Origin of the sequence: Kitasatospora sp. NPDC093102 (assembly GCF_040683915.1) — a bacterium.
Lineage (GTDB): Bacteria > Actinomycetota > Actinomycetes > Streptomycetales > Streptomycetaceae > Kitasatospora.
The window spans coordinates 1-18730 of record NZ_JBFBFA010000012.1 but is presented as its reverse complement, the minus strand read 5'-3'; the positions used below and the strand labels follow the sequence as shown (position 1 = coordinate 18730).

The window sequence follows — 18730 nt, the reverse complement described above, 5'->3', positions numbered from 1 at the left end:
AGTCCCCTCAGTTGCCGGCGAGCTTCTTCTGGACGAATCCGTCGATCGCGTCGAGCGAGACGAGGACGTCCATGAGGATCTCGTCGCTGTCGAGGACCATGGAGAATTCGGACTCCAGGAATTTCATCATCCTGACGTAGCCGAAGGAGTCGATCACGCCGGCCTTGAACAGGTCGGTGTTCGGGGTGATCTCCTCGTCGAACTCGAAGAGGAAGCGCTCCTCCAGGTACGTCCGGATCGTGTCGGTCGTCGATTCCATCGTTCAGGCTCCAGAGGTGATTTTGTCGACCATGCGGGTGAGGGCGGTGCCCCCGATCTCGGTGAACTCCAGGACGCCGTCGCGGTCGACGAGACTTCGTACGCAGTCGGTCCAGCGCACCGGGGCGACGAGCTGTTCGGCCAGGAGTCGGGCGGTGTCCTCCGGCCGGTGCGGCCGGGCGGTGACGTTCGAGACGACGGGCGTTCCGGGGGCGGCGAACGTGAAGCCGGTGAGGAATTCCGCGAACCGTTCGCGGGCCGGTTCCATGTAGCGGGAGTGGAAGGGCGCGCTCACCTTCAGCCGCGCCACCCGGATCCCCTGCTCCTCCAGACAGCCGATCGCGGCGGTCAGCACGGGGGGAGTGGCCGCGATGACGAGTTGTGAGGGGGTGTTCAGGCCGGCGATGTCGACGCCGTCGACGCCGTGGTCGGCGAGGATCCCCAGCAACCGCTCCTCGGGGGTGTCCAGCACGGCGGCCATGCCGCCCTCGGAGGCCGCGGCCATGAGCTCGCCGCGCTTGGCGACGAGCCGCAGCCCGGTCTCGAAGTCGAAGACCCCGGCGGCCAGAAGGGCGTTGTACTCGCCGAGGCTGTGCCCGAGGTAGACGTCCGCCGGGCGGTCCTCCCGGTGGGTGTGCTCGAAGCTGTGCAGGGCGTTGACGACGAAGATCGCCGGCTGGGTGTACTCGGTCCGGGAGAGCAGGCGGTCCGGGTCCTTCGTGCACAGGGTGGCCAGGTCGTACCCCAGCAGGTCGGAGGCGAATCCGACCAGTCCCGGGTAGCGTTCGAGGACCTCGGAGCCCATTCCCTTGTGCTGGCTGCCCTGACCGGCGAAGAGCATGGCGAACACGGCATTCCTCCGGCGTGTGTCGCGTGGTTGAGGGGGATGTGTGTGGCGACGACGGCGCGCCTCGGCGTCACAGACGGCTGGCCGGGACCACCGACCTGAGGACGTTCAGGACGGCCCGGCCGCGCCGGTCGAGGGCGAGGCCGGGCGCGGTGGCCACGCCGAGCGACGCGGTCGGCGTGTCCTCCGCGAGTTCCACCGGGCGGAGCCGCCCGCCGTCCGGCGCCGTGGCCCGGTGGACGCGCTGGTGGACCAGGGTGAACCCGCATCCGGCAGCCACCAGGCCGCGGACGGTCTCCGGTCCGGCCGCGGTGATCACCGGCGGCAGCGGGACGCCGACGTCGGCGAAGAACTTCTCGAAGTGGAGCATCAGCGGCGGGTCGTCGAGGGCGACGAACGGCCGCTCGGCGAGCTCGGCCAGGCGGACGGGGCCGCCGCGGCCACAGGGGTCGTCGTCCGCGAGGAGCGCCCGCAGGGGCAGCTCGGCCAGCGGGACGAACCGGGTGTCGCCGCTCAGGAAGTCGTAGGTGACGGCCAGTTCGCACTGCCCTTCCCGGAGCAGCGCCAGCAGCCGGTCGGCCGGTTCCTCCCTGGTGGCCAGCCGCAGGCCGGCGTGCCGTTCCGCAGTGACCCGGTGGGTCCGGGGGAGCAGGACCGGGGCCACCGGGGTGAGGAAGCCGAGGCCGAGCCGGCCCTCGATGCCGCCGGCCAGCGCGTCCCCCTGTTCCTGGAGGCTCCTGGCCTGTCCCAGCAGGGCGCGGGCGCCGAGCAGCAGGTGCCGCCCGTTCGGGGTGAGGGTGACCCCGCGGGCGTGGTGGCGGAGCAGGAGTTGCACGCCGAGCTGGCGTTCCAGCCGCATGATGGCCGAGGAGACGGTCGATTGTGAGGCTCTGAGTTTCTCGGCCGCTTCCGAGATGTTGCCGAGTTCGGCCGATTCCACGAAGTAGCGCAACTGCGTGAGGCTGAAGTCCAGGCGGTCGGTCATTCATCACGTCCGGAGGAGTTTCTCGGGAGAACGGATCGTGGGGTGCGGTTCGTGCGCGTTTCCGGCCGCGTCAGGCCTGGTGCGCGCTCCGCCGGGACCGTCTCTGCGCACTGGCCGTCCTTCCGGGGCCGGGACGGTGGAACTCCGGCCGGCGGGACCGGACGTGCGGGTGCGACGGCGACATGGCGGAACCCTCCGCTGGTTTCGGGAGCGAGGAGCTGGCTGTCGGGCGGGCACTGCGGAACGCTCTATGTCGTGAGCGTGTCAAAAACGTAAAAGCGCAGGCCCAGGGGGTTTGCCGGAAATGCGCGAGGGGGTGCACACGGAGCGAAGTGCTTCGCTCACCATAGGCGACGGGTCGACCGTGGAACAAGCGCGCCTTGGGACCGGAATGTGAGGAACTCGCGGGCGTATCCGGTGGCCCGGATTCCGCGGGCCCCCCGCTTCGGAGCCCGGCGGCCCGGGGCTCGCCCGCGGTCCCGTCCGGCCCCGGGCCGTCCCCGGGGAAACGGCGAGCGGCCCGCCCGGTGTCGTGGAGGACACCGGACGGGCCGCGTACGCACCCGAGCAACCCCAAGGGCGTCAGTGCACCAGCACCGGCACCTCGTTCTCCTTCGCCGCGCCCGTGTCCGAGCCCGCCGCGGCACCCGGCCGGCCGGCGTTGACGAAGGTGAAGGCGACCGCGGCGGCCGCCACCAGGATTCCGAAGGACACCCAGATCGCGGTGGTGAAGCCGTGCACCATGCCCTGGAACTGCATGGCCTTGGCGGCCGCCGGAGAGGTGGCGGCGGCGCCGGCGTGCGAGGTCAGCCAGCTGGTGGTCGCGCTCGCCGCGATGGTGTTCAGCAGCGCGGTGCCGATGGCGCCGCCGACCTGCTGCGAGGTGTTGACCATCGCCGAGGCCACACCCGCGTCGCGCGGCTGGACGCCGTGCGTGGCGAGGCTCATGGCCGGCATGAACGCGGTACCCATGCCGAGGCCCATCAGGACGAGGCCGGGCAGGATCAGCGCCGGGTAGGAGGTGTCCAGGCCGATGTGGGCCAGCAGGAACATGCCGGCCGAGGCGACCAGGAAGCCCGGCGCCATCAGGTAGCGGGCCGGGACCCGGGTCATCAGCCGGGCGCCGATCTGGGTCGAGCCGGTGATCATGCCCGCCACCATCGGCAGGAAGGCCACACCGGTGAGCACCGGGCTGTAGCCGAGCACGATCTGGAGGTAGTAGGTCAGGAAGAGGAACAGACCGAACATGCCGATCACGGCCATGCCCAGCGACAGGTACACCCCGCCGCGGTTGCGGTCGAGCACCACGCGCAGCGGCAGCAGCGGGGCCTTGACCAGGAGCTCCACCACGACGAAGGCGGACAGCAGCACGGCGGCCGCGACGAACAGCCCCACGGTGCTGCCGGACGACCAGCCGTCGGACTCGGCGCGGGTGAAGCCGTAGACCAGCGAGACCAGGCCGGCGGTCACCAGCAGCACGCCGGGGACGTCCAGCTTGTTGCGGTTGCGGCCCTCGGCGGGCTCGCGGATCACCAGCACGGCGCCCGCGGCGGCCACGATGGCGAACGGGATGTTGACGAAGAAGGTCCAGCGCCAGTTCATGTACTCGGTGAGCAGGCCGCCGAGGATCAGACCGATGGCGCCACCGCCACCGGCGATCGCACCGTAGATGCCGAAGGCCTTGGCGCGCTCCCTGGCCTCGGTGAAGGTCACCGCGAGCAGCGACAGCGCGGCCGGCGCGAGCAGCGCGCCGAACACGCCCTGGAGTGCGCGGGCGCCGAGCAGCATCGCGGTGTTGGCCGCGGCGCCGCCGAGCGCGGAGGCGAGGGCGAAGCCGGTCAGGCCCACGATGAAGGTCCGCTTGCGGCCCCAGAGGTCCGCGATCCGGCCGCCGAACAGCAGCAGGCCGCCGAAGGCCAGCGCGTAGGCGGTGATCACCCACTGGCGGTTGCCGTCGGAGATGCCCAGGTCGCGCTGCGCGGACGGCAGGGCGATGTTCACGATGGTCGCGTCGAGGACGACCATCAGCTGGGCGAGGCCGATGAATATCAGCGCCTTCCAGCGCCGGGGATCGGGCAGCGTCGCCGGTCGGGCGTCGGCTTGAGGCATGGGGGTACTCACTTCAGGGTGCGTGTGGTGTGCGTGAACGGTCGAGTGCCGTACGGCAACGGTGGGTTGCCGTACGGGGAACGTGCGGTCGAAGGGCGTGCCGGGGCGCGGCAGCGCGCGTCGTCGGACGGTCGGTACTGGTGGTCGGTCAGTTCTGGGGCTGGAAGTCCTCGAAGGTCGCGGCCCGGCCGGGCAGGGCCGAACGGGCCGGCGCGCGCAGGCCGTCCAGGAAGATCTGCAGGTGTCGGTGGACGAACTCGTCGAGCAGTCGGCAGGAGGTGTTCGGCAGCGGCCGGGTCAGCTGGCTCATCGCGATGAACAGGTCACCGTGGTCGATGTCCGACCGCAGCTCGCCCGCGGCCCGGGCGCGCTCCATCAGTCCGCCCACGGCGGCCTGCAGGCGTTCCCGGATCTCGCTCAACTCCGGGTCGTGCGGGTCGACATGGTTGCTGAACAAGGTGCAGAGGCCGCCGACCTTCTCCCCGACGGACGCGTGCGCGAACCGCTGGAGGGCGTCGAACGGGCCGCCGCCGTCAGGAGCGTCCGCCTCCGCCGTCGCCGTCTCGGCGAGCGCCAGGACGCGGTTCTTGACGAGTACCGCCACCTCGCGGATCAGTGCCACCCGGTCCGGGAAGTTCCGGTACAGGGTGGCGTTGCCGACCCCCGCCCGCTTCGCGATCTCGTCCAGCGGTGCATCCGCACCGTGCTCGACGAACGCGTCCCGGGCCGCCAGCACGATCCGCTCCCGGTTCCGGCTCGCGTCCGCACGCAGCTTCGGCGTACGCGCGCTCCCCGTGGGACGGACCGACTCGGCGGTGGTGGTCACGGCGACTGCTCCTCATCAGGATACCGGGGAAGTTCTCCCCGGTTCTGCCAACGTACTCGAAAACGGGGAATCCGTCCCCGGAATTTCCCCTCCATGTGTGACCTGCGTCACATTGGAGAGTCGGTGGCCGGATTCCACTGTCGTCAGAACCCAGCCCGTGATCATCGTCGTCCACAGCCGGCCCGACGGCGTCCGCTGCGAGACCGACCGGACCCTCCCCTTCGGCGAGGTCGTCCACCTCTCCGGCCCCGTGGGCATCTCCCCGGACGCCGAGCCCCTCGAGAACCGGGTGCGCCGATCCCGGGCATGGCTTCCCCGGGGCGGTGCGGGTGGCGGCCTAGGCTGTGGGCGTCCCGGGCGGCCGGTGGGTCGTGGGAGTCGGGAGGAGCCCGGCGGCCGGGTGGGCGAGGAGGTTCGCGATGGGCAGCGGTGAGATGGCCGCCAAGGTGCGCTGTGTGGCGGCCGTGCCGTGCTGGGTGAGCCTGATGGCCCGGGACCTGGGGGATGCCGAGGGGTTCTACGGGCCGCTGCTCGGCTGGGAGTTCGAGCCCGGTCCGGACCGCTTCGGGCCGTACGTGCACGCGGTGACCGGCGGGGAGGCGGTGGCCGGGCTGGGCGTCGCCGGCTTCGGGGCGGTCCCGCTCGCGTGGACCAGCTACTTCGGCACGGAGAGCGCCGACGCCGCCGCCGACGCGGTGCGTGAGCGCGGTGCCACCCTGGCCGTCGGCCCGTTGGCCTTCGACGCCGGGCGGGTGGCCTTCGCGGCGGACCCGGTGGGCGCGGTGTTCGGCATCTGGGAGGGCCCGCCGGGCCGGGCCCGGAAGCTGGACCTGCCCGGGGCGCCGGTCTGGATCGAGCTGCGCACCCCGGACCCGTTCGCGGCGGCGTTGTTCTACGGCGAGGTGTTCCGCTGGGACGGCCGGGACCCGGAGCGCTTCGACGTCCGCTGGGAGCACGACCGGGTGGTGCTGCGCGCCGAGGGGCACAGCGTCGCGGCGCTGGCCAGGGAGCAGGCGGGCGGCCCGGCCGGGATGCCGCCGCACTGGGAGGTGTCCTTCGCCGTCCCGGACACCGACCGGGCGCTGGCCCGGGCCGTGGAGCTGGGCGGCGGGGCGATCGGGCCGGCCTTCGACTCCCCGTACGGGCGGGTGGCGCGGCTGCGGGACCGCGAGGGCGCCCGGTTCGCCGTGATCAGCCCGAAGGACTGAGCAGGCCCGAGGGGTGCTCTAGGAGGCGTCCAGCTCCGCCCGCTCCGCCCGCAGCCGGTCGCCCAGTGCGGCGCGGGTGGCGGCGGGCAGGGTTTTGCGGGTGGCCGGGAAGAGCTGTTCCTCCTCGTCGCGCAGGTGCCGCCGCAGGGTTTCGGCGAGGCTCTGCAGCAGGGTGTCGAAGGCCGGGTCGGCCGGTCCGAGCCCCTGGAGGTCGGCCAGGTACTGCCCGATCGCCAGGTGGTCCTGGATGCTGCGGAACACCAGGGCCCCGCCGTCGGGCACGTCGTGCTGGACCGCCGGGAAGAGGTGCTCCTCCTCGGCGGCGCAGTGGGTGAACAGCAGGTCGGTCAGCCGGGAGACCAGCTCGCCGCGCCCGGGGTCGTCGGCCGGCGCGGCCTCGATCCGGTCGAGCAGCTCGATGGCCGCCCGGTGGTCGGCGGTGAACTCGCCGAGGATGTCAGGCCTGCGGCTCATGGCCCGCCCGCCTCTCGCACGGAAGACTTCCCCCGGCTTCCAGTATCCGGCACCGGGAGGCGCGTCCGGTCACCCTCCGTCCCGCCGCCCGGTGAGGGCGAGCAGCCGGGTCTGCGGGCCGGCGTCCTCGGGCACCGGCAGCGGCGGGTCGAAGAGCCCGCTGCCGGAGAGGTCCCCGTACCCGGCGAACTCACCGAGCGCGAACTCGACGAGCCCGGCCGGGAGCCGGGTGCGCCGTCCGATGCCCTGGGCGAGGTCCCAGGAGTGGATCACCAGGTCGGTGGTGAGCTGGTCCAGGTAGTAGTGGCCGGAGACGTCCCCGTAGGAGAGGTGGACGGTCAGCTCGGTGGCGCCCGGGACGGCCCAGGCCTTCCGGGCGGCCTCGGCGGCGTCGGTCCAGGCGGTGGCCGGGTCGTCGCCGAGCACATCGCCGTCGAAGCGTCCGCCGACCTCGCCGATGGTGGCGCCCATCAGCAGTTCGGGCACCCAGAGCTGCTCGCCGGTGAGGTGGTTGACCAGGTCGCGGACGGACCAGCCGCCGCACGGGGTGGGGGAGTCCCACTGGCCGGGGGTGATCAGCCGGACGCGCTCGCCGAAGGCGTCCAGCGCCTCGGCGTACGGGGCGCCGGTCCGCGACTCCCGTCGGTGTTGCCTGTGTTGAGCCATGTCTCCACCCTCCCCGGCCCGCGCGGGGCCCGCGAGTCGCCGACGGTCCGTCAGTTGTTCAAATTCGAACTTCGAGGTACGGTCGGGAGAGCGGCAGGTTCAAATTTGAACAACGACGCGGGGTGACGACCCCTGCCCGCCGCACCACCACGACCAGTGACCACGTCCGGCCGCGCCGGACGACGACCGAACCCCGATCGATGGAGACGCGCATGCCGAGCAGCAGCCCGAGCACGACCGCCGCCGCCACCACCGTCAGCCCGGCCCGGGACACCTCCGGGTCCGCGACGACCTCCCCGCACGCCTACGACGCCGGACTCCTGCTCCTGCGCCTGGTCCTCGGCCTGACCATGGCCGCGCACGGCAGTCAGAAGCTGTTCGGCTGGTTCGGCGGCGGTGGGATCGACGGCACCGGTCAGTTCTTCACCATGAGCGGCTACCCGGCCGGCCACGCCATGGCCGTGGTGGCGGGCCTCACCGAGACGCTGGGCGGACTCGCCCTCGCCGTCGGCCTGCTGACCCCGCTCGCGGGTGCCGCGATCGTCGGCACGATGGTCAACGCGATAGCCGTCACCTGGGGCGGCGGCTTCTTCGCCCCGAAGGGCAGCGAGTACGAACTGCTGCTGACCGCCGGTGCCGCCGCGCTCGCCCTGACCGGCCCCGGCCGCTACGCCGTGGATCGCTTCCTGCCGGTGCTGCGGGCGCACCGCCTGGCGTACGGCGTGGCCGCCGTCGTGGTCGGGCTGGTGACGGCGGGCGTGATCCTGCTGCTCCGCAAGTAGCCGCCCGGGGGTGGCCGGAGAAAACCCGGAATTCCCCGTTCCGTCAGTGGAAAGGGCATGGTGACGACCCGTCGCCATGCCCTTCACGCTTTTGCGAATGAGTGGACCTCGGGTAAAGGTCGTCACAATGTTGTGTGATGTGTGAAATGGTACATGTCCGGACAACTCGGAGACGCTGACCGTCGGCAACCCGCCGGCCGGCTACGTCTTCTTCAGCCTCTACGCCCAGCAGGGCTTCAGCGGGGTGAGCGTCACGAGCGAATTCTGAGCCGACTCCGGCAGGCCGGACAGGTGACCGCCCCGGGCGGAGCGCTACGGCGGCCCGCCCGGGGCGGGTCTTTTGGCGGACCGTCATCACGGGTCCTGACTCAATTCCCCGCAAACCGCGCACAACGCCCCGGGTTCCCAAGGGCAAGTGGGATGTGCCATGGTACATGTCACATCCCCCACCGTGCCCGACGGAACCGCCGCCCCCACGCGGCGCCGTCACCAACGGTCCTCGACACCCCCACCGGCCGCGACCCCACGTCGCGGTCGACGACGGCCCGGAGGCCCCCACGTGAGTCCTTCACGTCTGCTGCGACTCCCGCAGCTGGCACGCTTGTTGACGCTCGTCCTGTCCCTGTTCCTGGCGGTCGGCCTGTTCGCCCCGCAGTCCCAGGCCGCCCCCGCCACCCCCACCCCGGGCGGCACGCCCGCGCCCGTCCCGACCGGGCCGGCCCCGCAGCCCGCCATCGGCGCCACCGAACGAGCCGACAGCGGGCAGCAGTTGGCATCGGCGGACCAGCGCGCCCCGCTCCCGGTCGACACCCGGCCGGCCGAGGTCCGGCCGGCCGCCAAGGCCTTCAGCCTCGGCGTGGCGGCCGAAAAGCCCTGTACCGTCGGCGACTTCTCCGGCCGGACCGGCAGCGACCTGGTCCAGCACATCAAGGATGCCGACATCCAGTGCATCAACAGCCTGTTCCAGCTCACCGGCGGCGACGCGCGGGGCGCGTTCCGCGAGGAGCAGATGAGCACGGTGGCCTACGCGCTGCGCGACGCGGCGGCCAACTACCCCGGCGACAACTCCACCTCCGTCGAGCAGCTGGTGCTCTACCTGCGCGCCGGCTACTTCGTGCAGTGGTACCACAAGGAGGACGTCGGCGAGTACGGCGCCGGCCTCAAGACCGCGATCCAGTCCGGCCTGGACTCCTTCTTCAACAGCGCGCACTCGCGTGACGTCGCCCCGGGCAACGGGCCCATCCTGGGCGAGGCGGTCACCCTGATCGACAGCGCGCAGGAGAACGTCCGCTACCTGCCGGTGGTCAAGCGGCTGCTGGGCGACTACAAGGCCGACACCTGGAACCCGGCCGGCATGGCCTGGGCGGTCAACCCGGTGTTCACCGTGCTGTTCCGCGGCCACCAGGTGCCCGGCTTCGACGCGGCCGTCGAGGCCGACCCGAGCGTGCTGGACTCGCTGTCCGACTTCGCGGCCCGCAACAACGGCCTGCTCGGCGACACCTACGGCGTGCTGGTCTACAACGCGACCAAGGAGCTGACCCGCTTCCTGAAGGACACGGCCCTCCAGGTCAAGGTCCGTCCGCTCGCCAAGGGGCTGGTCGACAAGTCCGAGCCGAAGGGCCGCACCGTCTACCAGTGGGCCGCGGTCGCCGAGGGCGTCGACTACTACGACGTCGGCAACTGCTCGTACTACGGCACCTGCAACAAGGCCGACCAGCTCAAGGCCGGCGTGCTGACGGTGAACTACACCTGCAGCCCGAGCATCAAGCTGATCGCCCAAGCGCTGGACAGCACCCAGCTGGGCACCGCCTGCACCAGCCTGACCGGCCAGGACGCGTTCTTCCACTCGGTGGCCAAGGACACCGGCCCGGTCAAGGACGACAACAACAACACGATCGAGGTCGTGGTCTTCCACTCCTCGCTCGACTACCAGGTGCTGGCCGCCGCGATCTACGGCATCGACACCAACAACGGCGGCATGTACCTGGAGGGCCAGCCGGCCACGGTCGGCAACCAGCCGCGCTTCCTCTGCTACGAGGCCGAGTGGGCCCGTCCGTCCTTCGAGATCTGGAACCTCAACCACGAGTACACCCACTACCTCGACGGCCGGTTCGACATGTACGGCGACTTCAACGCCGGCATGACCACCCCGACCGTCTGGTGGGTCGAGGGCTTCGCGGAGTACGTCTCCTACTCGTACCGCAAGGTGAACAACGACGGTGCCATCGCGGCCGCCGCCCGGCACACCTACAAGCTGAGCGACCTGTTCGACACCGCCTACGGTGACCAGGACCGGGTCTACCGCTGGGGCTACCTGGCCGTGCGCTACATGCTGGAGCAGCACCGCTCCGACATGGACGCGGTCCTCGCCAAGTACCGGGCCGGTGACTGGGCCGGTGCCCGCACCATCCTGAAGACCACCATCGGCACCCGCTACGACGCCGACTTCGACAGCTGGCTGACCAGGTGCGCGGCCGGCGCCTGCGCCACCGACGGCGGCGGCACGCCCACCACGCCGCAGCTGCCGGAGTGCACCGGCACCGACACCCGGCAGTTGGACGCCAACTGCACCCGCAGCAACGTCGCGGCCACCACGGGCAACTACGCGCACTTCTACCTGCTGGTGCCGGCCGGCACCAAGCAGGTGAAGATCACCACCAGCGGCGGCACCGGCAACGGCGACCTCTACTACAACCCGACCGGCTGGGCGTACACCGACAGCAACACCGCGCGGTCGACCAACCCGGACAACTCCGAGACGCTGACCGTCACGAACCCGGCGGCCGGCTACGTCTACTTCAGCCTCTACGCCCAGCAGGGCTTCAGCGGGGTGAGCGTCACGAGCGAAATCTGAGCCGGGAACGGCCAACGGACAGGTGACCGCCCCGGGCGGAGCGCTACGGCGCCCCGCCCGGGGCGGGTCCGTTCCGCCGGGAACCAGGCGCCCCTACGCCCCGACCTGCACCAGTGCCAGGGTGATGTTGTCCGGCCCGCCGGCCTCGATCGCGGCCTTCCACAGTTCGAACGCCGCCTTGCCGTCCGAGCGGTCCGCCCCCTCGAACGACCGTTCCAGCAGCCCGGCCAGCTCCTCCTCGGGCACCGGGTCGGTCAGGCCGTCGCTGCACACCAGGTACCGGTCCCCGGTGGCCAGCGGCGCGGCCCGGACGTGCGGTTCGACGAAGGTGAGCCCGAGCGAGCCGCCCAGCGTCTGGGTGACCACCGAGGTGGTGCGCTGTCCGGGCGGCAGCGGTGGGCTGTCGTCCACGCTGACCCGGCGCAGTCCGTCCGCGGTGATCCGGTAGACCCGGCTGTCGCCGACGTTGAAGGTCACCACCTGCTCGGGCAGCAGCACCAGTCCGGCGACGGTGGTGCCCATCGCGGCGAGCTCCGGTTCCCCGGCGGCGGCTGCGTAGACGGCCCGGTTGCAGTCCTGGAGCTCCTCGCGGACAGCCTCCTCGCTGTCCAGCGTGCCCCCGTCGGCGGCGAGCCGCCGGGCGACCAGGGCGCTGGCCACCTCGCCGCCGGGGTGGCCGCCCAGACCGTCGGAGACCGCGACCACGCAGGGCGGGCCGAGCGGGAAGAGCAGGGTCTGCGGGTTGGTGGTCACGGTGGCGCAGAGCGTCCACGGTCCGACCGTGAGGCTGTCCTCGTTGTGCTCGCGCACCAGGCCCTCGTGGCTCAGCGCGCTCACCGCGATGTACGGACCCATCGTCCGCCGTCCTTCCGGAGCCTTCCCTTGCCCGCCCGTGCTCTTCATTGTCCCCGCAGGGAACGGGAAGCGGCCAGGGGGAATACCCGCACCTGCCCGAGTGCTAGAGTGGTTGAAAGTTGGACTACCTGGGATCTGGTGAGCAGCATGCAGTTCGGAATCTTCTCCGTCGGCGACGTGACGACCGACCCCACCACCGGCCGCACCCCGACCGAGCACGAGCGGATCAAGGCCATGGTGGCCATCGCCCGCAAGGCCGAGGAGGTCGGCCTGGACGTCTTCGCCATGGGCGAGCACCACAACCCGCCGTTCGTCCCGTCCTCGCCGACGACCATGCTCGGCTACATCGCCGCGCAGACCGACCGCATCATCCTGTCCACCTCGACCACGCTGATCACCACCAACGACCCGGTGAAGATCGCCGAGGACTACGCGATGCTCCAGCACCTGGCGGAGGGCCGGGTGGACGTCATGATGGGCCGCGGCAACACCGGCCCGGTCTACCCGTGGTTCGGCAAGGACATCCGCCAGGGCATCCCGCTCGCGATCGAGAACTACGCGCTGCTGCACCAGCTGTGGCGCGAGGAGGTCGTGGACTGGCAGGGCCGCTTCCGCACCCCGCTCCAGGGCTTCACCTCCACGCCGCGCCCGCTGGGCGACGTCCCGCCGTTCGTCTGGCACGGCTCGATCCGCAGCCCGGAGATCGCCGAGCAGGCCGCCTACTACGGTGACGGCTTTTTCGCGAACAACATCTTCTGGCCCAAGGAACACTTCCAGAAGCTGATCGAGCTCTACCGCGAGCGCTTCGCCCACTACGGCCACGGCACGCCCGAGCAGGCGATCGTCGGCCTCGGCGGGCAGGTGTTCATGCGGAAGAACTCCCAGGACGCGGTGCGCGAGTTCCGTCCGTACTTCGACAACGCGCCGGTGTACGGGCACGGGCCCTCGCTGGAGGAGTTCACCGAGCAGACCCCGCTGACCGTGGGCAGCCCGCAGGAGGTCATCGAGAAGACCCTGACCTTCCGCGAGACCTTCGGCGACTACCAGCGCCAGCTGTTCCTGATGGACCACGCCGGCCTGCCGCTGAAGACGGTGCTGGAGCAGCTGGACCTGCTCGGTGAGGAGGTCGTGCCGGTGCTGCGCGAGGAGTTCGCCAAGGGCCGGCCGGCCGGAGTGCCGGACGGGCCGACCCACGCCGCGCTGGTCGCGGCCCGGGACGAGAAGGCCGTGGAGGTGGCCAAGTGACCGCGTTCAAGCTGGTGGTGGTGAGTGCCGGGCTGAGCAAGCCGTCCTCGACGCGCCTGCTGGCCGACCGGCTCGCCGACTCGACGGTGCGCCGACTCGCCCCGGAGGGGCGGGAGGTGGGCGTCACCGTGGTCGAACTGCGGGACCTGGCGGTGGAGATAGCCAACAACTTCGTCACCGGCTTCCCCGGTGCCGGGCTGCGCGCGGCGATCGAGGCGGTGACGGAGGCGGACGCCCTGATCGCGGTGACGCCGATCTTCACGGCCTCGTACAGCGGTCTGTTCAAGTCCTTCTTCGACGTGATCGACAACGATGCGCTCACCGGCAAGCCGGTGCTGATCGCCGCCACCGGCGGCACGGCCCGGCACTCGCTCGCCCTGGAGCACGCCGTCCGGCCGCTGTTCAGCTACCTGCGCGCGGTGGTGCTGCCGACCGCCGTCTACGCGGCCACCGACGACTGGGGTGCGGCGGGGGACGGGCTCACCGACGGCCTGCCGCGCCGGATCGACCGGGCGGCCGGCGAGCTGGCGGCCCTGCTGGCCGGGCGCGGCCCGGCGGCGCCGGCGCTGCCCGAGCAGGTGGTGCCGTTCGCCGAGCAGCTGGCGGCGCTGCGGGTCTGAGCCGGACCGGGTCGGGCGAGGGGCGGGTGCGGGGCGGGTGCGCGAGGAGGCGCATCCGCCCCTCGCCGCGACTCAGGACGCGTCCTCCCGGGCGTCGTACGCGGCCCGCGCGGCCGCGATCTCGCGCTGGTGCGCCTCGGTCCAGGTGACCAGGGACTGGATGGTGGCGTGCAGCGTCCGGCCGAGCGGCGTCAGCGCGTAGTCCACCCGGGGCGGCACCACGGGGTGGACCGTCCGCTCGACCAGGCCGTCCCGCTCCAGCTGGCGCAGCGTGACGGTGAGCATCCGCTGGCTGACCCCGTCGATCGCCCGGCGCAGCTCGGTGAAGCGCAGCGACTGCCGGTCCAGCAGGGCGATCACGAGCAGCGACCACTTGTCGGCGATCCGGTCCAGGATCTGCCGTACCTCGCAGTCCTCCCGGACGTCCCACTGGAGGACGTCGTAGCCGTCCTCGGTACCCGCGCAGTGCGTCGGTTCCTTTGAAGTGCCTTCTTCCACGATCCCCGATGCTGCCCGAGGATGACGGGTGGTTACAAGAGGGAACCGGCCGGACGGAAGAGAACCGTCGGAGGCCCTCGCCGCCCCCCTTTCCCCGAGGAGCCTCAGGTGTCCGTGTCATCAGCCCTGCCCGAAAACGGCCGGGAGGCCGCCCCGGTGCCCGAGGAGCGCCCGACGGGGCCCGGCGGCCGGTCCGTCGCCGTCCTGGCCGTGCTCTGCGGCGCGATCTTCCTGGAGGGCATCGACGTCGCCATGCTGAACGTGGCGCTGCCCTCGATCCGCGTCGACCTGGGGATGTCCACCGGGGCGCTGTCCTGGGTGCTGAGCGCCTACGTGCTGGGCTACGGCGGGTTCATGCTGCTCGGCGGCCGGACGGCCGACCTGCTGGGCCGGCGCCGGATGTTCCTGCTCTGGCTGACCGTCTTCGTCCTCTTCTCCGGCCTCGGCGGCCTGGCCGCCGAGGGCTGGGTGCTGATCCTGGCCCGGTTCGTCACCGGCCTGTCGGCGGCCTTCATGACCCCGGCCGGGCTGTCGATCATCACCACCGCCTTCCCCGAGGGCCCGCGGCGCAACCGGGCGCTGCTGGTGTACGCGGGGACGGCCGCGGCGGGCTTCTCGCTCGGCCTGGTGGTCGGCGGCCTGTTGACGGCGGTCAGCTGGCGCTGGGTGTTCTTCGCTCCGGTGCTGCTGGCCGGCGCGCTGCTGGTGGCGGCCGTCCCGCTGATCCCCCGTGAGGCGGCGCCGGAGCGGGCCCGCGGCGAGCGCTTCGACCTGGCCGGAGCGGCCGCCGTGACCGGTGCGATGCTGCTGCTGGTGTACGGCGTGGTCCGGATCGGCGAGCCGGGCGCGCGGGCCGGCACCACCGCCGCCGTGCTGGCCGGCGGACTCGTCCTGCTGGCGGCGTTCGTGGTGGTCGAGCGGCGTTCGCCCGCGCCGCTGGTGCGCCTGGGCATCCTGCGCTCCGGGCCGTTGCTGCGGGCCAACCTCGGCGCGGTGCTGTTCGCCGGCTCGTTCTTCGGCTTCCAGTTCGTCGCCACCCTCTACCTCCAGGACCTGCGCGGCTGGTCCCCGCTCCGGACCGGCCTCGCGCTGCTCGCGATCGGAGTGGACTCGGTGCTGGCACCGACCCTCACCCCGAAGCTGGTGGAGCGCTTCGGCAACGCCCGGGTGATCCTCGGCGGCTTCCTGCTGGCCGTGCTCTCGTACGCGCTGTTCCTGCCGGTGGGGGCCGACTGGACGTACCCGATGATGTTCCCGACCATGCTGCTGACCGGGCTCGCCTTCGCCCTCGCGTACGGGCCGCTGACCATCGCGGCCACCGAAGGGGTCGCGGAGGAGGAACAGGGGCTGGCCGGCGGGCTGCTCAACACCTCGTTCCAGTTCGGTGCGGCGCTCGGCCTCTCGGTGGTGACCACGGTGAACCTGGCCGCGCTGGGGTCGGGGGCCACCGTGCTGGAGGGCTTCCGGGCGGCCCTGGTGGTGCCGGTCGTCTCGGCGGTGCTGGGTGCCGCGGTGGCCGCCACCGGCGCCGGGCGGCGGCGCGACTGACGCCCACGCGCAGGGGCCGGCCGCCTCAGCCGAACGGCCCCGTCGGGACGGACTCCGGCGGGGCCGTTCGGATGCGCGCCGGTCGTGCCGGATTGTCTGCTTTGCGATGTAATCATTCCCATGATCGGATCAGTGCTGGTCCATCCCCCGTTCGGCGTCCCCGCACCGCACCGGGAGCGGCTGCCGTGAACCTGCCGCGGGAGAACCCCGTCCTCGCGCTGTTCGTCTGCCCGGCGCCCGGCCACGTCGCAGGCCCCCGGTTCTTCGCCGACCCCAACGCCAACGCCTCGCGTCGGCGAGCTCCCGGGCACCACCTGAAGCAGATCTCCGCGGACCACCGCGCCGAGTGGAACGCCTCCCGGGCGTCCTGAGGAGCATCGTGACCATCCAACCCGAGCAGCCCGGCGGGCCCGCGGCCGGGCCCGTCCCGCAGGCCGTGCTCTCCCCGCTGACCGACGCGGCGATCTTCCTGGTCCTCACGGTCGAACCCGGCGGCGAGGCGGCCGTCCGCGACCTGCTGCCCGACCTCGCCGGACTGCGCCGCTCGGTCGGCTTCCGGATCCCCGACGGCGGCCTCACCTGCGTCACCGGCATCGGCTCGGAACTCTGGGACCGCCTCTTCGGCGGCCCCCGGCCCACCTCCCTGCACCCCTTCCAGGAGGTCGCCGGCACCCGCCACCGGGCCCCGGCCACCCCCGGCGACCTGCTGCTGCACCTGCGGGCCGCCCGGATGGACCTCTGCTTCGAGCTGGCCGGGCAACTCGTCGACCGGCTCGGCGGGGCGGCCACCGTGGTCGACTCCGTCCAGGGCTTCCGCTACTTCGACGACCGGGACCTGCTGGGCTTCGTCGACGGCACCGAGAACCCCGAGGGCCGGGCCGCGGTGAGCGCCGCCCTGGTCGGCGCGGAGGACCCGGGGTTCGCCGGCGGCAGCTACGTCATCGTCCAGAAGTACCTGCACGACCTGGACAAGTGGAACACGCTGAGCGTCGAGGAGCAGGAGGGCGCGGTCGGCCGCACCAAGCTCAGCGACATCGAGCTGGCCGACGACGTCAAGCCCGCCGACTCGCACGTGGCGCTCACCGTGATCACGGGGCCGGACGGCGAGGAGCGGAAGATCGTCCGGTTCAACATGGCGTTCGGCTCCTTCGACCGCGGCGGCGAGTTCGGCACCTACTTCATCGGCTACGCGGCGGACCCGGGGGTGACCGAGGAGATGCTGCGGAACATGTTCGTCGGCAACCCGCCCGGCACCACCGACCGGCTGCTCGACTTCTCCACCGCCGTCACCGGTGGGCTGTTCTTCGTCCCGACCGCCGACTTCCTCGACTCCCCGCCCTCGGAACCCTCGGCGTCCGCGGTTTCCTCCGCGCCCGCTGCCGCTACCGCTGCCGTCTCCGGGGACGGCTCGCTCGGCATCGGCAGCCTCAAGCAGACCCCCTGACAGCCCCCTGAACAGGACCCCGCACATGAACAACCTCCACCGGGACCTCGCCCCGATCTCCGCCGCCGCGTGGGAGGAAATCGAGGAGGAGGCCCGTCAGACCTTCAAACTGCACATCGCCGGCCGCCGGGTGGTCGACCTCAGCGGTCCCGAGGGCGCCGCCCTCGCCGCCGTCGGCACCGGCCACCTGACCACCATCGACCCCCCGACGGACGGCATCCAGGCCCGCGCCCGCACCGCCCAGCCGGTGGTCGAGCTGCGCGTCCCCTTCACCGTCCGCCGCGACGCCGTGGACGACGTCGAACGCGGCTCCCGCGACTCCGACTGGCAGCCCGTCAAGGACGCGGCCCGCAACCTGGCCCTGGCCGAGGACCGCGCCGTCTTCGAGGGCTACCGGGCCGCGGCCATCGACGGCATCCGCGCCGCCTCCACCAACCCCCCGGTCCAACTCCCCGAGGACGTCCGGGAATACCCGGAGGCCGTGAGCCGCGCGCTCACCGTCCTCCGCCTCGCCGGCGTCGGCGGCCCCTACTCACTCCTGCTCGGCGCCGCCGCCTTCACCGCCGTCAACGAGACCAGCGACCACGGCTACCCCGTCCACAACCACCTCGCCCGCCTCCTCGACGGCGAGATCATCTGGGCCCCGGCCATCGAGGGCGCCTACCTGCTCTCCACCCGCGGCGGCGACTTCGAACTGTTCCTCGGCCAGGACGCCTCGGTCGGCTACCTCTCCCACAGCGCCGAAACGATTCAGCTCTATCTGCAGGAGACGCTGACATTCCGGGTGCACACGGGAGAGGCGGCCGTCGTGCTACGCGCCTAGGGTCCGTCTTCAAATCCCCGTCGTCCGCCCGGAGGCGGGGGTTTGAAGACGGGCCCTAGCACCAGATGGGCGTCCTGTTCCCCGTGCACCGAGGTCATCCTTCCCCCTCCTTGATCCAGGCCGGGGCCGCCGGCCGGCCCCGGGGAACCGGGAAGGGTACTGAGTTCCTTTACCAGGGGTACTGAGTGCCGTATTCTCTCCTTGGAGCCTCTGACGCCAGTCGAAGAGAGCCGACACGGTATGCCGGTCCAGGTGGCGCTTGCGGTGCGCGGGTCGCGCCCGGGCCAGGCTTGGCACTCAGTACCCTCGGCATGCCTGAGGCCATGGATCCAGTTGCATCCGTGCACCCGTGACAGGAGAACCGCTCATGAGCTTGAGGATCGTCGTCTGTGTGAAGCACGTGCCGGACGCGACGGGTGACCGTCGTTTCGCGGACGACCACACCACGGACCGGGAGGGCGTGGACGGCCTCCTGTCGGAGCTGGACGAGTACGGCGTGGAGCAGGCGCTGCGGATCGCGGAGGCGAACGAGGGCGCCGAGGTGACGGTGCTGACGGTGGGCCCGGACGATGCCAAGGACGCGCTGCGCAAGGCGCTGTCGATGGGTGCGGACAAGGCCGTGCACGTGAACGACGACGACATCCACGGTACGGACGTGATCGGGACGTCGGCGATCCTGGCGAAGGCG

The 18730-nt window shown here is 71.8% G+C and carries 18 protein-coding genes and 1 pseudogene; 10 read left to right on the top strand and 9 right to left on the bottom strand.

Annotation, left to right across the window (positions count from 1 at the left end):
- Positions 1 to 7: 7 nt before the first annotated feature.
- The 5 genes from AB0O11_RS18540 to AB0O11_RS18520 all read right to left on the bottom strand — a co-directional run bounded on the left by AB0O11_RS18540 (position 8) and on the right by AB0O11_RS18520 (position 5025).
- Positions 8 to 259 (bottom strand): acyl carrier protein, encoded by a 252-nt coding sequence (locus tag AB0O11_RS18540; protein ID WP_363387694.1) that lies wholly within the window; start codon positions 257 to 259, stop codon positions 8 to 10.
- A 3-nt stretch (positions 260 to 262) separates the two neighbouring features.
- The gene (locus AB0O11_RS18535; RefSeq protein ID WP_363387691.1) at positions 263 to 1099 is read right to left on the bottom strand and encodes an acyltransferase domain-containing protein; all 837 of its coding nucleotides are present in this window, start codon (positions 1097 to 1099) and stop codon (positions 263 to 265) included.
- Positions 1100 to 1175: 76 nt separating this feature from the next.
- The gene (locus AB0O11_RS18530) at positions 1176 to 2090 is read right to left on the bottom strand and encodes a LysR family transcriptional regulator (protein ID WP_363387688.1); all 915 of its coding nucleotides are present in this window, start codon (positions 2088 to 2090) and stop codon (positions 1176 to 1178) included.
- A gap of 582 nt (positions 2091 to 2672) precedes the next feature.
- The gene (locus AB0O11_RS18525) at positions 2673 to 4199 is read right to left on the bottom strand and encodes an MFS transporter (RefSeq protein ID WP_363387685.1); all 1527 of its coding nucleotides are present in this window, start codon (positions 4197 to 4199) and stop codon (positions 2673 to 2675) included.
- 148 nt (positions 4200 to 4347) lie between these two features.
- Positions 4348 to 5025, bottom strand: a complete 678-nt coding sequence (locus AB0O11_RS18520; protein ID WP_363387682.1) for a TetR/AcrR family transcriptional regulator — start codon at positions 5023 to 5025, stop codon at positions 4348 to 4350.
- 419 nt (positions 5026 to 5444) lie between these two features.
- Here AB0O11_RS18520 and AB0O11_RS18515 point away from each other — a divergent pair, with 419 nt between their 5' ends.
- Positions 5445 to 6233: a VOC family protein gene (locus AB0O11_RS18515; protein ID WP_363387680.1), complete on the top strand. Its 789-nt coding sequence runs from the start codon at positions 5445 to 5447 to the stop codon at positions 6231 to 6233.
- 18 nt (positions 6234 to 6251) lie between these two features.
- Here the strand turns inward: AB0O11_RS18515 and AB0O11_RS18510 are convergent, their stop codons facing one another.
- Positions 6252 to 6707, bottom strand: coding sequence for a hemerythrin domain-containing protein (locus AB0O11_RS18510; RefSeq protein ID WP_363387677.1), 456 nt, complete (start codon positions 6705 to 6707; stop codon positions 6252 to 6254).
- A gap of 69 nt (positions 6708 to 6776) precedes the next feature.
- Positions 6777 to 7373 (bottom strand): TIGR03086 family metal-binding protein, encoded by a 597-nt coding sequence (locus AB0O11_RS18505; protein ID WP_363387675.1) that lies wholly within the window; start codon positions 7371 to 7373, stop codon positions 6777 to 6779.
- A 212-nt stretch (positions 7374 to 7585) separates the two neighbouring features.
- Between AB0O11_RS18505 and AB0O11_RS18500 the strand changes: the two genes are divergently transcribed.
- Positions 7586 to 8155 carry a DoxX family protein gene (locus tag AB0O11_RS18500; protein ID WP_363387672.1) on the top strand — a complete coding sequence of 190 codons (570 nt, stop codon included), beginning with the start codon at positions 7586 to 7588 and terminating at the stop codon, positions 8153 to 8155.
- A gap of 559 nt (positions 8156 to 8714) precedes the next feature.
- Positions 8715 to 11009, top strand: coding sequence for a collagenase (locus AB0O11_RS18495; protein WP_363387669.1), 2295 nt, complete (start codon positions 8715 to 8717; stop codon positions 11007 to 11009).
- 93 nt (positions 11010 to 11102) lie between these two features.
- On the opposite strand, the gene AB0O11_RS18490 is transcribed toward AB0O11_RS18495, so the two are convergent.
- A complete protein-coding gene (locus tag AB0O11_RS18490; RefSeq protein ID WP_363387666.1) occupies positions 11103 to 11864 on the bottom strand; it encodes a protein phosphatase 2C domain-containing protein in 762 nt (253 codons plus the stop codon).
- 147 nt (positions 11865 to 12011) lie between these two features.
- On the opposite strand from AB0O11_RS18490, the gene AB0O11_RS18485 reads away from it, so the two are divergent.
- Both AB0O11_RS18485 and AB0O11_RS18480 read left to right on the top strand, forming a co-directional pair.
- Positions 12012 to 13109 (top strand): LLM class flavin-dependent oxidoreductase, encoded by a 1098-nt coding sequence (locus AB0O11_RS18485; protein ID WP_363387663.1) that lies wholly within the window; start codon positions 12012 to 12014, stop codon positions 13107 to 13109.
- A complete protein-coding gene (locus tag AB0O11_RS18480; RefSeq protein ID WP_363387660.1) occupies positions 13106 to 13729 on the top strand; it encodes an FMN reductase in 624 nt (207 codons plus the stop codon). Before AB0O11_RS18485 ends, AB0O11_RS18480 begins: the two co-directional genes overlap by 4 nt.
- Positions 13730 to 13801: 72 nt before the next feature.
- On the opposite strand, the gene AB0O11_RS18475 is transcribed toward AB0O11_RS18480, so the two are convergent.
- Entirely contained in the window at positions 13802 to 14227 is a 426-nt protein-coding gene (locus AB0O11_RS18475) for a helix-turn-helix domain-containing protein (protein ID WP_363387657.1), read from the bottom strand.
- A 156-nt stretch (positions 14228 to 14383) separates the two neighbouring features.
- On the opposite strand from AB0O11_RS18475, the gene AB0O11_RS18470 reads away from it, so the two are divergent.
- The 5 genes and pseudogenes from AB0O11_RS18470 to AB0O11_RS18450 form a co-directional block, all read left to right on the top strand.
- On the top strand, positions 14384 to 15775 hold the full coding sequence (locus tag AB0O11_RS18470) for an MFS transporter (protein ID WP_363388066.1): 1392 nt from the start codon (positions 14384 to 14386) through the stop codon (positions 15773 to 15775).
- Between the two features lie 185 nt (positions 15776 to 15960).
- The gene (locus tag AB0O11_RS18465; protein WP_363387654.1) at positions 15961 to 16146 is read left to right on the top strand and encodes a hypothetical protein; all 186 of its coding nucleotides are present in this window, start codon (positions 15961 to 15963) and stop codon (positions 16144 to 16146) included.
- 8 nt (positions 16147 to 16154) lie between these two features.
- Positions 16155 to 17219: a Dyp-type peroxidase gene (locus AB0O11_RS18460; protein WP_363387652.1), complete on the top strand. Its 1065-nt coding sequence runs from the start codon at positions 16155 to 16157 to the stop codon at positions 17217 to 17219.
- Between the two features lie 25 nt (positions 17220 to 17244).
- Positions 17245 to 18042 carry a family 1 encapsulin nanocompartment shell protein gene (locus AB0O11_RS18455; protein ID WP_363387649.1) on the top strand — a complete coding sequence of 266 codons (798 nt, stop codon included), beginning with the start codon at positions 17245 to 17247 and terminating at the stop codon, positions 18040 to 18042.
- Between the two features lie 367 nt (positions 18043 to 18409).
- A pseudogene (locus AB0O11_RS18450) lies at positions 18410 to 18730 on the top strand (electron transfer flavoprotein subunit beta); the annotation flags it as partial.

What these genes read in the sequence shown, in the direction of transcription:
- AB0O11_RS18490 (WP_363387666.1), bottom strand. Translation starts at nt 11,864, where the DNA reads ATGGGTCCGTACATCGCGGTGAGCGCGCTGAGCCACGAGGGCCTGGTG.
- AB0O11_RS18530 (WP_363387688.1), bottom strand. Translation starts at nt 2,090, where the DNA reads ATGACCGACCGCCTGGACTTCAGCCTCACGCAGTTGCGCTACTTCGTG.
- AB0O11_RS18500 (WP_363387672.1), top strand. Translation starts at nt 7,586, where the DNA reads ATGCCGAGCAGCAGCCCGAGCACGACCGCCGCCGCCACCACCGTCAGC.
- AB0O11_RS18510 (WP_363387677.1), bottom strand. Translation starts at nt 6,707, where the DNA reads ATGAGCCGCAGGCCTGACATCCTCGGCGAGTTCACCGCCGACCACCGG.
- AB0O11_RS18485 (WP_363387663.1), top strand. Translation starts at nt 12,012, where the DNA reads ATGCAGTTCGGAATCTTCTCCGTCGGCGACGTGACGACCGACCCCACC.
- AB0O11_RS18525 (WP_363387685.1), bottom strand. Translation starts at nt 4,199, where the DNA reads ATGCCTCAAGCCGACGCCCGACCGGCGACGCTGCCCGATCCCCGGCGC.
- AB0O11_RS18455 (WP_363387649.1), top strand. Translation starts at nt 17,245, where the DNA reads ATGAACAACCTCCACCGGGACCTCGCCCCGATCTCCGCCGCCGCGTGG.
- AB0O11_RS18505 (WP_363387675.1), bottom strand. Translation starts at nt 7,373, where the DNA reads ATGGCTCAACACAGGCAACACCGACGGGAGTCGCGGACCGGCGCCCCG.
- AB0O11_RS18535 (WP_363387691.1), bottom strand. Translation starts at nt 1,099, where the DNA reads ATGCTCTTCGCCGGTCAGGGCAGCCAGCACAAGGGAATGGGCTCCGAG.
- AB0O11_RS18540 (WP_363387694.1), bottom strand. Translation starts at nt 259, where the DNA reads ATGGAATCGACGACCGACACGATCCGGACGTACCTGGAGGAGCGCTTC.
- AB0O11_RS18515 (WP_363387680.1), top strand. Translation starts at nt 5,445, where the DNA reads ATGGGCAGCGGTGAGATGGCCGCCAAGGTGCGCTGTGTGGCGGCCGTG.